Source organism: Pseudoalteromonas sp. US3C1013, assembly GCF_048401115.1.
Taxonomy (GTDB): Bacteria; Pseudomonadota; Gammaproteobacteria; order Enterobacterales; family Alteromonadaceae; genus Pseudoalteromonas; species Pseudoalteromonas undina.
The window spans coordinates 1,272,906-1,285,358 of sequence record NZ_CP183075.1 but is presented as its reverse complement, the minus strand read 5'-3'; the positions used below and the strand labels follow the sequence as shown (position 1 = coordinate 1,285,358).

At 38.2% G+C, this 12,453-nt stretch carries 10 protein-coding genes; 7 read left to right on the top strand and 3 right to left on the bottom strand.

Going from position 1 to position 12,453, the window contains the following annotated elements:
* Positions 1–87 precede the first annotated feature (87 nt).
* Positions 88–609: an EF-hand domain-containing protein gene (locus ACNSN2_RS05950; RefSeq protein ID WP_418608773.1), complete on the bottom strand. Its 522-nt coding sequence runs from the start codon at positions 607–609 to the stop codon at positions 88–90.
* Positions 610–968: 359 nt separating this feature from the next.
* Here ACNSN2_RS05950 and ACNSN2_RS05945 point away from each other — a divergent pair, with 359 nt between their 5' ends.
* Together ACNSN2_RS05945 and ACNSN2_RS05940 are read left to right on the top strand one after the other, a co-directional pair.
* Positions 969–3,365 carry an exonuclease domain-containing protein gene (locus tag ACNSN2_RS05945; RefSeq protein ID WP_418608772.1) on the top strand — a complete coding sequence of 799 codons (2,397 nt, stop codon included), beginning with the start codon at positions 969–971 and terminating at the stop codon, positions 3,363–3,365.
* 55 nt (positions 3,366–3,420) lie between these two features.
* Positions 3,421–5,076: a hypothetical protein gene (locus ACNSN2_RS05940; protein ID WP_418608771.1), complete on the top strand. Its 1,656-nt coding sequence runs from the start codon at positions 3,421–3,423 to the stop codon at positions 5,074–5,076.
* Between the two features lie 189 nt (positions 5,077–5,265).
* On the opposite strand, the gene ACNSN2_RS05935 is transcribed toward ACNSN2_RS05940, so the two are convergent.
* Positions 5,266–5,697 (bottom strand): hypothetical protein, encoded by a 432-nt coding sequence (locus ACNSN2_RS05935; protein WP_010389773.1) that lies wholly within the window; start codon positions 5,695–5,697, stop codon positions 5,266–5,268.
* 240 nt (positions 5,698–5,937) lie between these two features.
* On the opposite strand from ACNSN2_RS05935, the gene xthA reads away from it, so the two are divergent.
* Genes xthA through rlmA form a run of 3 tightly spaced genes read left to right on the top strand, consistent with a single transcriptional unit; the run spans position 5,938 to position 8,197 of the window.
* Positions 5,938–6,744: an exodeoxyribonuclease III gene (xthA, locus tag ACNSN2_RS05930; protein ID WP_055011863.1), complete on the top strand. Its 807-nt coding sequence runs from the start codon at positions 5,938–5,940 to the stop codon at positions 6,742–6,744.
* Between the two features lie 5 nt (positions 6,745–6,749).
* Positions 6,750–7,397 carry an energy-coupling factor ABC transporter permease gene (locus ACNSN2_RS05925; RefSeq protein WP_418608770.1) on the top strand — a complete coding sequence of 216 codons (648 nt, stop codon included), beginning with the start codon at positions 6,750–6,752 and terminating at the stop codon, positions 7,395–7,397.
* Entirely contained in the window at positions 7,394–8,197 is an 804-nt protein-coding gene (gene rlmA, locus ACNSN2_RS05920) for a 23S rRNA (guanine(745)-N(1))-methyltransferase (RefSeq protein ID WP_418608769.1), read from the top strand. The genes ACNSN2_RS05925 and rlmA overlap by 4 nt, the downstream gene beginning before the upstream one ends.
* Here the strand turns inward: rlmA and yfbV are convergent.
* Positions 8,181–8,627 carry a terminus macrodomain insulation protein YfbV gene (yfbV, locus tag ACNSN2_RS05915; protein ID WP_010389761.1) on the bottom strand — a complete coding sequence of 149 codons (447 nt, stop codon included), beginning with the start codon at positions 8,625–8,627 and terminating at the stop codon, positions 8,181–8,183. The genes rlmA and yfbV overlap by 17 nt on opposite strands.
* A gap of 263 nt (positions 8,628–8,890) precedes the next feature.
* On the opposite strand from yfbV, the gene ACNSN2_RS05910 reads away from it, so the two are divergent.
* Together ACNSN2_RS05910 and pta are read left to right on the top strand one after the other, a co-directional pair.
* A complete protein-coding gene (locus tag ACNSN2_RS05910) occupies positions 8,891–10,105 on the top strand; it encodes an acetate kinase (protein ID WP_418608768.1) in 1,215 nt (404 codons plus the stop codon).
* A gap of 1 nt (position 10,106) precedes the next feature.
* Entirely contained in the window at positions 10,107–12,260 is a 2,154-nt protein-coding gene (gene pta, locus ACNSN2_RS05905; protein WP_418608767.1) for a phosphate acetyltransferase, read from the top strand.
* Positions 12,261–12,453: the final 193 nt, after the last annotated feature.

Below are 12,453 nucleotides of genomic sequence, written 5' to 3'. Positions count from 1 at the left end.
AAATATATTAACAAAATAACGTTTCATAGGCATAAAAAAGCCAGTGAAAAACACTGGCTTGATATCAAGTACATTCAGTAACGTAATTTAACTGTTTTTAAGTTGCTCAAGTGCATCATCTTCTGCAACAGAATCACCATGCTTTTGAATATAGCTGTTGAACTCTTTTTTGCTTACTTGTTTATCTTTATTACGATCCATGTAACCAAAATGATTTGATATATCATCGTCATCAGCTTCAGTAACTGAAATAAAGCCATTGCTATCATTATCTAAGCTTTTAAAATCATTTTCTATTTTATCAAACTTGGCAATATCAGCTTTAAATGCAGACTCACTCACTTCACTATCTGTAGCAACTTTTCCAGCATTTAGCTGCATATAAGCATCATATTCATTACGGCTTATTTGATTATCCATATTTGTATCTATGTTTGAAAAGTGCTGCCAAATACTATCATCGTCGGCTTCTGTTTTAGAAATAAAGCCATCGCTGTCGTTATCTAAGCTTGCAAAATCACTGTCGATTTTTTCTAAACCTTGATTTGAAGAACAAGCTGCTAAACTCAATGCGGCTAAAACAGTAGAAGCTATCGTTAATTTTTTCATAAGACGTATCCTTGTATTAATAAATTTCAATTTTAGTGATACAAATACGATGCCAAAAAAATAAACCATTAAAATCAGACAATTAAACAAAAACAACTTCTATTGCGATATTCAATAATGCAATTCTTCCAAACTACATAGGTAATTTTTACAAAAAAAAGCTCGGTAAAAACCCGGGCTATTAAGTCAAACTGTGGCTATTCAAGAGATTGAATAGCCATTTTTCATATAAAACCTGCTAAATTAAAGAGATATAGCTAGCACCTTTTAAATGAAATCGTACGAGGAGTACATATAAAACAATGAGTTAACTTTGTTTTTGTGAGTTTTTTACTATACTATTTATTAAAGGAGTATAGATGAAAAATGAACGTATCGCCTTTCTAGACACTGAAACTACTGGCTTAAGCACACAAAATGGCAATCATAGAGTCATTGATATTGCTTGTATTGAGTATGTTTCTGGAAACCCTACAGGGTCAGTTATTCAAACAATCCTTGAAGGAGCTGGTAAAAGTTCTAACAAAGGCGCTTTAAAAATTCATGGTATTACTGATGCAAGCCGGATCGGTAAGCCAAAATTTGAAGATATCGCTGATAACTTACTATCTTTTCTAAAAGATTCTCACTTAGTTATTTACAACAAATCGTTCGATATTGGTTTTATAGAGTCTGAGTTTCGTCATATTGGCAAAAATATATCCTTAGTCACACATTGCAAACGGGTAACTTGTGCTATGGAGTTAGCTAAGCAAGTTCTAGGTGTTAACAAAATTTCTTTGAACAATGCTTGCAGGCGTTATTCAATTGATACATCTTCTAGAAAAATCCATGGCGCATATGTTGATGCTAACTTAACCGCATCTCTATACTTCAAATTAATAGATAGCTCAATCGAACCACTAAAGCATACTCCTCAACAAGTAAAACATAGAGAACCTAAAGCTATCATCATACCACGCGCCTACAAACACCCTGTAACGGGTCATATGGTGCAGCTTAACTTTTGTAAAAATGCTGATTGCGGTAATTTTGGTATACCAGCTAAAAATCCACGCTTAAAGCCTGATAAAACACCCAGCAGAGGCTTAGGTAATGATTATAAACTTACTTATAGTAAAAGGATTGAATCACATTTACTGACATGTCTGTTATGCAATGAAAGCTTCAAAATGATTAACAACAGAGCATATGTTCAAGAATCTATTCGCAATAATTCTATTGGTGTACCCACAGAGCCTTCATGTACAAACAGCTTAAAAGGTTGTGATAATGTAGGTAAAGGGATTTATAGTCACCCTAATATTTACAAAAAGAATGGCTTAACTCGAAAGACAAGGGTGTGGGCTACTCCCAAAATTCCTAAAGGTACTAATAATCGTAAACCGAAAATCAAGATAGAGCTTCAGCCTTTGCTTGGCTCACAACGTTATCAATGTAAATCATGCGGTAAGAACTTTTCAGTAGTTCGAGATCCCCAGCAAAAACATTATCGCAGAGATGTAAATGAACCTTTTTACTTAGCATTCGTAAATAAAGGTATCGTCAACAGACAGGCAGATGTGCTTGGTCTGAATCCTCAAACTGTATACGATAAGATCGACTTCTTTTATAAACAATCTTTATTGTTTAGCCGCCTTCACGAAGCTTCTTTAACTAGTCGCTTCGCAGAGGTTGCGCCAATATTAAGCTGTGACCGTCAATATTACTTATCTAACTGGAATGATACACATACACCAATGCCCACTAGGGTTGTTAATACATCCACGGTAGATAACTTATCTGGTTACGTATTGGCATCAACAGTGAATTTCGACCCAACATCCGATTCAGGCTATATCAAGAGTGAATATAAGCGAAAGAATGAAGGTGATAAACCTCGGTACTACAGACGCTTTGGTCAATATGTACTATCGGATGATGAAGTTGAATCGCCAACAGATAACAACTTCATCAATGTCCCGTTGCAAATGCCACGTAAAGGGCTTTTAGTTCATCAAACTTATAGTACACTAGCTCATTTTGAAAAAGTTAAAAGATTACTTGTTGATTGCCAAAGCTTTATCTATTTTTTGGATAATGACAGTGGCTTTAAGGTTGCTTTCCCATCTGTATTTCAAGACATGATTGCTCAAAATAGGCTCTATGCTTACATTCTAACTACCGATAAAAGTGGTGGCGCTAATTTGTTAGACGCAGGTATGACTGAAGAGTTAAAGGCAAGAGCATTAGCCCTGCAAGCTGATTACCCTGATGAATCAGAGAAGCAGTTATGGCAACGTATGTGGAAGACTCAGTTTGACCGACCTGTAACACAACCTGGTAAACGTTCAGAATGGCTTATCAATCCTAACCCTAACTCTCGCTTTGTTGCCGTGCAGCCCTTAACAGGGATTAATGCCGATTCAATAGAGCAAGCATCAATGATATTGCAGTCCACATCGCTTAATGGCGTAGATAACTGGTTTCAAGTATTACGTAGACTAGTTAATATGCTTGAACGACCTGTTACCAGTGCGACAAACTCAAAACGCTGGAATGTATATGCAGGCTATAACCCTACGTGGATGTGTAAGCTAATTGAAATAATGCGTGTTTATAATAACTTTTGTCGTACAAACGAAAAGTCATTAAAAGATAAAAGAAGTGATGCCGAGCCGACTACTCCAGCCCAGCGAGTAGGTATAGCTCAACATGTGTACCGCGCATCTGATATCCTCAGCTTCAGTGCTAATAAAGAATTTATAGTTAGTTAACCAAAACATATCAGCCAACTAAAGTAAATAAAATAATATTAATGGAGCAGCTTAAATGGAATGTAATTGGGATTTTTTAGGACTTTGTTTAGTTGAGGCTGGTAGCTCTACTAGTACGATTTTTGGTTTTTCTGAATTTCTGACGGGGCTTGCTCTGTTATTGATTGTGTATACGATTACTGACTTTAGGTATAAATTTAGAATATCAGTATCTCCTGTAAATCTAAATAAAACGATTTTTTTTCTTATCACTGCTATTGGCATTGGCACATTAATAACAGAGTTTTGGGTTGCTCAAAAATGGCCAACAGTAACATGGAATATGTCACAAGCTGCTTGGCAAAGCAGTTTTGCAATCATCTTTCTATCAATAGTTATTATTTGGCTTTGGTATGCTTTTATTTCCCCTCCCAAGTTTTCTAATAAAAATTATAAAAAGTTTTCAATGCAACTATATCGAGTAGTATTGAAAGGAAATATTGAAGAAATCAAAATTTTAAGTGATGAACTTTCATTATCAATCCCAAATATTGTCAAGCTTGCAAATAACCAGAAAGCTGTCGCTCAAGAACTAAAAACCGATCATGTTAGCTATTTCGCAAATGATATGGCTCTACTATTGGCAAATAGACGTATGTGTCAATGCATAGCAGACGTATCACCTAATACGGCATTGGTATTGTTTGATGCATTATCAAAAGAAGATATCATTCATGTTGAAAGCTTTTCCACATTAACTTCAAATCTTACGGCTGAATTGATCAAGAACAAAAATTCTCAAATTTACCATGAAGATCATGGATACGAGTCTGGGTTGTTGGGTTACATTAAACCACTAAGTTCATCTATGTTCGGTAATTACAAACTGCTGAATATGCTAGGTAATCGCTCTGTATTTGATGTTAATTATAAAGAACGTGATGATTGGGATTCAGAACAACTCAACAAATATTGTGATATGGTTTTGTTAACTTTTGAGTCTTACTTAAAACAAGGCTATTGGTTTGCTCATTCATTTATCTTATACAGGGCCATAAGTGATATAGAGAGTTTCTCTCTTGGTATTTCTGAGTTCAATAATACTGATTTAGATTGGCGAAATGATGCATATAAAAAGTTTGAAGTTTTAATAAATTTTGCGCACGAACTCACAACTGTTTTGGGTAAGCAGGACGTAACACCTCATCTGATTGCTCTTAAGCCCAAAGAAGAAAATCAAAAAAACTTATACGATAAAATTGCAAAATTTTACGCTGAATTAATACATGCAGCGGCTTATGTTCGTTCTCCGATAGATACATGCTGGACTATTCAACACAATACGGTATGGGGGAAGTTAATAAGCAGGTTTGCTGAAGATACAGAAGCTAGGAGGATAGTTTTACATAAAGTAAGGCGTATCATATATGACGAAATTAAGGAGTTTGAAAGATTCCCAAATTATAAATCAACTCGCTACCTGGGATTTTGCCTTAATGTTCTATGGATAAAAGGCTATAAGACAAGTAGTAGAGATGAAGGTAAAGCTTTGCGTAACGTAGTTGTCAATTGGTTTAAAAGTAATTACTTGAAACTTGTTGAAGATAACCCTGTGTTAGCAGAATCTTGTTTAGCTGGGGGGATCACCTATAACATGGAACAAAAAGCTCTAGTTAAAAGCTATAGAGGGGGAATGGGTAAAGGCCCTGTTTTGGACTATTTCTATCTATAAAAAAGTAAGCCTTTGATTTTAAATACTTCCTCGTATGATTGTTGTTCTTTTTTACTAGGTCAAAGCTTTCTGTAGCCCTTTATTTATAGAGCATCAAAAATAAAAATGGCTACCTAAAAGTATAGGTAGCCACAGTTTGACTTAATAGCCCGGTAAAAACCGAGCTTTTTATATATTAAATACAGTAATTTAGATTGCAGCGTTTTGGTAACGCTTAACAAAGTCAGTAACGTTTTGGCCATTACACTTTAATGTGTTTAAGTTACCAATTTGCTTACGCACTGGTTGTAAGCCTTGCTTTAATGCAGTTATACATAACTGTGTTTCTTGATGTGAATCTTTTGCAAATACTTCAACTTTTGATGCTGCAGGCTGTGCTGCAGTTTGTTGTTTTGCAATATCGCGAATGTCTTGACCGTTACATAGGATACTTTTTGAATAACGAGATAAGTATATACCATGCTTTGCTGCCATTTTACGTGCAGCTGAAAAACCTTCATTGGCGCTTACTACGCACAAGTTTGACTCTAATTTATTGTCTTTGCTGTAATACGCATTGCTTTGTGCAGAAGCGGTAACAGAAACAAAAAGAGAGGCAGCTAAAAGTAATTGAGTTTTCATCAGGTAGTCCTATTTGAACGAGTTAAACAAACGATTTTTGCGCATTATATAGACAACTTTTAACATATCAATTGAATATTTTATTTATTTTATTATTTAATAATGCATTTACAATGTTTAAACATTAAACAGTAATTGATCAACAATTGTGCAGTTATTTTCTCATTTCAGTCATGTTATGTCGCTCTAAATGCTGATACAATTTGACGAATAGAAAAAATAAATTTGAAGGTTAACTTTATGAAAGTGATTTCTTTTAATATCAATGGTCTGCGTGCTCGACTACACCAGTTACAAGCTATTATTGATAAACACCAGCCAGATATTATTGGTCTTCAAGAGATCAAGGTACATGATGAAGCGTTTCCGCTAGACGATGTACAAAAGATGGGTTACCACGTTTATTTTCATGGGCAAAAAGCGCATTACGGCGTGGCAATGTTATGCAAAAAAGAGCCTAAATCGGTATTAAAAGGCTTCACTACTGACACCGATGACTCGCAAAAGCGTATGATTAGCGTCACTGTAGAACAAGAGAATGGCCGCGACTTACATGTAATGAATGGCTATTTCCCACAAGGCGATAACATTAATCACGAAACTAAGTTCCCCTACAAACGTCAATTTTATAAAGATCTAATGACCCATCTGAATGGCCATTTCACCCCTGATCAAGATGTAATTGTTATGGGTGACATTAATATCTCACCAACCGATTTAGATATTGGCATTGGCGAGGTAAATGCAAAACGGTGGTTAAAAACGGGTAAATGTTCATTTCAACCTGTTGAGCGTGAATGGCTTGCTACCTTATTAAATTGGGGTTTTAAAGACACCTTTAGAGAACAAAACCCAGAAATTAACGACCAATATTCTTGGTTTGACTATCGTTCAAAAGGATTTGTTGATAACCGCGGCCTACGAATTGATGTGGTACTAGCAACGCATGATTTAGCAGCTCGCTGTATCGACACAGGCATAGATTATGAATTGCGCGCTATCGATAAACCATCAGATCATGCGCCTATTTGGTCAGAGTTTAGTTAATAATTATGTTAAGCGTGCAGTTGCAAGGGTTACTGTGGATTGTTGTCATCGTTATCGGCTTTTTAAGCGTTAACAAATCAACATACAGTAATTTATTTAATACCCCAGCAAGACAATCAGGTGTGTTTGCCTGTGTACTGGTACTCGCTTTGTTATGGCGTATAAAGGCCGGTATTTTACCCGGTCTCGATCTGCATATTTTAGGCATTACCGCAGTTACCCTAACATTAGGTTGGCGTCTTGCTATATTAAGTTGTGTACTCGCAACAGCGCTTTTAACTGCTTTTGGACAAATAACACCTGAATTAGTCGCGTTAAAACTCATCATTAGTGCGTTTATACCGGTGTTATTCAGCTATTTAGTTTTTATTGTGTGTTATCACTATTTAGCACGGCATTTTTTTATCTATATATTTGTTTGTAGCTTTTTAACAGCGGGTGTCGTTGCCTGTATTAACATTATACTCGGTGGCGCTTTTTATTACGCAATAGGTGAATATAGTTGGCATCAGCTGAGCGAAAATTATATTTACCTAAGTCCTATTTTGGCCTTTCCTGAAGCTATGCTAAACGGTATGGCAATCACTGTACTGATCACCTATCGCCCACATTGGGTAAAAACTTTTTTTGATAAGGACTATTTAGGCTCATGAGTCTTCATTACCATTGCCCTATTTGTAAACAGCCACTAGCACTTAATGATAAAACATTACGATGCGATAACAATCACAGCTTCGATTTTGCCAGAGAAGGCTACGTAAACTTACTCCCTGTGCAAAACAAAAACTCTAAACAGCCTGGCGATTCGTTGGAAATGGTGCAAGCTAGGCGCTCATTTTTGGAGCAAGGTTATTATGGCTTTTTACAAACTGCTTTAGCCAATATGGTAAAGCCACTTAATGCTGAAATAGTAATTGATTTGGGGTGTGGTGAAGGGTTTTATACTCACGCTATTGCTAACAACAGCCAGGCTAGCGTATACGGTGTGGATATATCAAAGTCGGCAGTAAAATATGCGGCAAAACGTTACAAGCAATGCCATTTTAGTGTTGCCTCAATTAGCCAAGCGCCTTTTGATGATCACCTTGCTGACGTTTTGGTTAGTGTATTTGCGCCTTTATTTGACAGTGAACTTGCACGTCTGGTCAAAGATAATGGTTGCTTAATTGTGGCAAGCCCAGGCCCAACTCATTTGAAAGAACTAAAAGATTATATTTATAGCAACGTAAACGAGCACACACAAATAGCAGCACCTGCGGGCTTTGAAAATACATCGCAACAATTAATAACAGAGCAGGTGTCGCTTACATTTAACGATGTTAAGAACTTAATTATGATGACGCCATTTGCGTGGAAGTTCAGGCCAGAACATTGGCAAGCACTTGAGCAAAAACAACAGCATAGCGTCACATTGTCATTTTACATTACGCAATTTACTAAAACTGCTCTTTAGTAAACGTTTTATCCATTTTATCGAACATATCTTTTAGTAATTCGGCAAGCTCCAAATAGCGGGGCTTGTTTTTTCCCATTTGCGCGTCGTAACCGTTAGCAACCATTTTTGCAAATAACTCGTTATACCATTGCTGCATAGCAGGCTCTAATTCGGTTTGCGCACGTTTACCTAACCATAAAAGCCCTTGTAATGGCAAAGAAATAAAAAACAGACTACTGGCAATCGCTTGGGGCAGAAAACCCGAGCCTAAATAATTAATCTGAAAAAACAGGGTCAGCATGGCTAATATTGGCATAACTGTAATCGCAAGCTCTGTGGCTCTGATCACTTTAAATTCTGCAAATAATGGCGCAACCTCTTTTCGCATTGGCCATGTTTTAGCATAAGAACGCCCTAATTGAACTTGCGACATCACACTTTTTTGCATTAATAAATCCTCATAGTCACGGTTTGTAACACTTCAACAAACGTAATACTTATAAAAGTGTAACACAATTATAGCTGCTTTCACTTTATCGGTAAAAATGCTCAATTTCATTAGTAAAACTCACAAAAAGCATAAATTATCGAAAGAATTTCACAAAGCCCTTTTAATAAAGTCTACTACACTTTAGTCTACACTTATTTAAGCCACAAAGGCTTATACATCAACCAAGTGTACTGATTAATACTTAAATGGAAAATGAATCTATGCCAACACTCCCAAATAATCCAAACCACGTTTTGGTACTCAATTGTGGAAGCTCAAGTCTAAAGTTTGCGATTATTGATGCAAACACAGGAAACGACATCATATCAGGTTTAGCTGAGCGCCTAGGTGATGACGCTCCCTCAATTAAATATAAGTTTAAGGGAGAAAAAACCACTATTAAGCTTGCTGCTAACCAGGCACATGCCCATGCGATTAATACGCTGGTTGATTTGATAAAAGATCACAACCTCGACGAGCAATTAGTGGCAGTGGGTCATCGTGTTGTGCATGGCGGCGAGCACTTTACCCAATCAGTTTTAATTGACGAAAACGTCATTGCAGGTATTACCCAAGCAGCCACACTGGCCCCCTTACATGGTCACGCTAATTTACTAGGTATTTCATCAGCACAAGCATCATTTAAAGATTTACCACAAATAGCTGTGTTTGATACCGCATTTCATCAAACTATGGATGAGGTTGCTTATCTATATGCCCTTCCTTATCAGCTTTATAAAGACTTTGGGGTTAGACGCTATGGATTTCATGGCACTAGCCATTTTTATGTAGCAGGTCAAACCGCTAAAATGTTGTCTTTACCTGTTGAAGAAAGTAACTTTATTAGCGCCCACTTAGGCAATGGCTGCTCTGTGTGTGCGATTAAAAACGGTAAAAGTGTCGACACTAGCATGGGCTTAACCCCGCTTGAAGGACTTGTTATGGGTACCCGTTGTGGCGACATTGATCCAGGGCTATTTAACTTTTTAACGACCCAACTTGATTACACCGCACAGCAAATTGATGACCTGCTAAATCAAAAAAGTGGCTTATTAGGAATAAGCGAGCTATCAAACGATTGCCGTACTATTGAAGAGGCTGCCATTGCTGGCAACTCGCAAGCCATGCTGGCGCTTAATATGTTTTGCTACCGCTTAGCAAAACAAATAGCCGCCTACATGGTACCGCTGCAAAAATTAGATGCGCTTATTTTTACTGGTGGGATTGGCGAGAATTCGGATATTATTCGCGAAAAAGTACTTACACAGTTAGCCTTTTTAGGTATCAATTTAGACCCTCAAGCAAACCTTGATGCACGGTTTGGCCAAGCTGGATTAATTAGCGCTGCAAATTCAACAAGCAAAGCGGTGGTTATGCCTACCAACGAAGAATGGGTTATTGCACTCGACGCCGCAAACATCACCAAGGAGTTATAATATGGCTCGTCGTATTATGTTGGTTCCTATCTCTACAGGGGTAGGTTTAACCTCAGTATCAGTTGGTTTAGTAAGAGCGCTAGAACAAAAGACGGTTAAGGTTAACTTTTTCAAACCTATCGCCCAGCCGCGTGCAGGTGAAACTGGCCCTGAAAAATCGACCCAAATTGTCACTCAAGGCTCACCAATTAAGCCGCCAACACCGTTTGCACTCGATTACGCAGAGCAAATGATTGGTGATGGTAAAGGTGACGACTTATTAGAGGAAATTGTTGAGCGTTTTCAAAGTAAGATCAACGATGACGAAGTGGCCATAATAGAAGGAATGGTGCCTACTCGACGCCAACCTTATGCGGGACGCATAAACCGTGAAATTGCACAAACCTTAGGGGCCGATATCGTATTTGTGCTTACCCCTGGGAATTACAGTATTACCCAGATTGAAGATCGCCTTGAAATTGCTGCTGGAAATTACGGTGGCATAGATCACCCTCGTGTGCTGGGTTGTATTTTCAATAAAGTAAATGCCCCTCTAGATGAAGAAGGTCGCGCTCGCGCTGATTTAGTCGATACTTACAAGCCAGAAGCACTGGATAACGAGCTTAACCGTCTGGCCTCTTTACCTATTTTTAGAAAAAATCCTTTTATGTTACTTGGTGCCATTCCGTGGGATTTTGAGCTGGTCGCGCCGCGCGTTAAAGATTTAAGTGCCTATTTAAAAGCCACTATTATTAACGAAGGTGACATGGTGCATCGTCGACTAAGACGCATTACTTTTTGCGCCCGCACGGTATCAAATATTCTAAATTACTTTACCCCAGGTGCGTTATTGGTCACCCCAGGCGATCGTTCAGATATATTGGTTGCAGCCTGCTTGTCTGCCATGAATGGTACTAAACTAGGCGCTATTTTGCTCACCGGTGGCTTTGAGCCTGAGCCGCGCATTATGGCGCTGTGCGAACAAGCCATGCAAACAGGGCTGCCTATTTTAGCAACCGAAGGCGACACTTGGCGCACCTCGTTATTACTGCATAACTTTAACCTAGAAGTGCCAAGCGATGATGAACAGCGCATTGAAAAGGTAAAAGATCATAACGCAGAGTATATAGATTCTGATTGGTTAGATACCTTAGCTAAAAGTGTGGGAAAAACCCGAAAACTATCCCCTCCTGCCTTTAGGTATTTATTAACTGAAAAAGCTCGTAAAGCCGAAAAAACAATTGTACTGCCTGAGGGTAACGAACCTAGAACCATTAAAGCAGCCGCTATTTGTGGCCAGCGCGGCATTGCTAAAACAATTTTATTAGGTGATCGTGATGAAATATTACGTATAGCCGAGCAACAAGGCATTGAGCTTAACGAGCATGTAACTGTAATAGAGCCAAACAGTATTATAAATGACTACGTAGCACCTATGGTGGAAATCCGTAAAAATAAAGGCCTTACCGAAGTTGTCGCCCAAGAGCAGCTTCAAGATCACGTCGTACTTGGTACTATGATGTTAGAGCAAGGTAAAGTCGATGGCCTGGTATCGGGTGCGGTAAACACCACTGCCAATACCATTCGCCCACCGCTACAGTTAATCAAAACCGCGCCAGGTTCATCATTAGTGTCATCTGTGTTCTTTATGCTATTACCGGATCAGGTTCTAGTTTATGGTGATTGCGCTATTAATCCCGATCCTAATGCCGAACAACTGGCCGACATTGCAATTCAATCTGCCGACTCAGCAGCAGCATTTGGTATTGAACCTCGCGTAGCCATGATAAGTTACAGTACTGGTGATTCAGGCAGTGGGGCTGATGTAGAAAAAGTGCGAGCGGCAACTAAACTGGCCCAGCAAAAGCGCCCAGATCTAATTATAGATGGACCACTACAGTATGATGCGGCAATTATGGAAAGTGTAGCGATTAAAAAGGCACCTAACAGCCCTGTTGCAGGTAAAGCAACGGTGTTTATATTCCCTGATTTAAATACTGGCAACACCACCTATAAAGCGGTACAACGAAGCGCTGATTTGATCAGTATCGGTCCGATGCTGCAAGGGATGCGTAAACCAGTTAACGACTTAAGCCGTGGCGCATTAGTTGACGACATAGTGTATACCATTGCTTTAACTGCCATTCAAGCAGCGCAAGCTGAGGCACTTAATTAACCCCTTTAACTAACATGTCCTTTTTATAGCCTAGCCATTTTTTAATTACTTATTAATAGGTTAGGCTATTTATACCTTACAACCCCCAAGCTTATCCACAGAAATTGTGGACAATTATTTTTTAATTAATAAAAACTTTAACAACGGCTCAGTTTGGGCCTTTAACTTAGATTCAATACTCTATACTATAAAG

Excerpts from the sequence above, each read along its gene's own strand:
- ACNSN2_RS05945 (WP_418608772.1), top strand. The coding sequence starts at position 969 with ATGAAAAATGAACGTATCGCCTTTCTAGACACTGAAACTACTGGCTTA.
- ACNSN2_RS05925 (WP_418608770.1), top strand. The coding sequence starts at position 6,750 with ATGTTAAGCGTGCAGTTGCAAGGGTTACTGTGGATTGTTGTCATCGTT.
- xthA (WP_055011863.1), top strand. The coding sequence starts at position 5,938 with ATGAAAGTGATTTCTTTTAATATCAATGGTCTGCGTGCTCGACTACAC.
- rlmA (WP_418608769.1), top strand. The coding sequence starts at position 7,394 with ATGAGTCTTCATTACCATTGCCCTATTTGTAAACAGCCACTAGCACTT.
- yfbV (WP_010389761.1), bottom strand. The coding sequence starts at position 8,627 with ATGCAAAAAAGTGTGATGTCGCAAGTTCAATTAGGGCGTTCTTATGCT.
- ACNSN2_RS05950 (WP_418608773.1), bottom strand. The coding sequence starts at position 609 with ATGAAAAAATTAACGATAGCTTCTACTGTTTTAGCCGCATTGAGTTTA.
- ACNSN2_RS05940 (WP_418608771.1), top strand. The coding sequence starts at position 3,421 with ATGGAATGTAATTGGGATTTTTTAGGACTTTGTTTAGTTGAGGCTGGT.
- pta (WP_418608767.1), top strand. The coding sequence starts at position 10,107 with ATGGCTCGTCGTATTATGTTGGTTCCTATCTCTACAGGGGTAGGTTTA.
- ACNSN2_RS05910 (WP_418608768.1), top strand. The coding sequence starts at position 8,891 with ATGCCAACACTCCCAAATAATCCAAACCACGTTTTGGTACTCAATTGT.
- ACNSN2_RS05935 (WP_010389773.1), bottom strand. The coding sequence starts at position 5,697 with ATGAAAACTCAATTACTTTTAGCTGCCTCTCTTTTTGTTTCTGTTACC.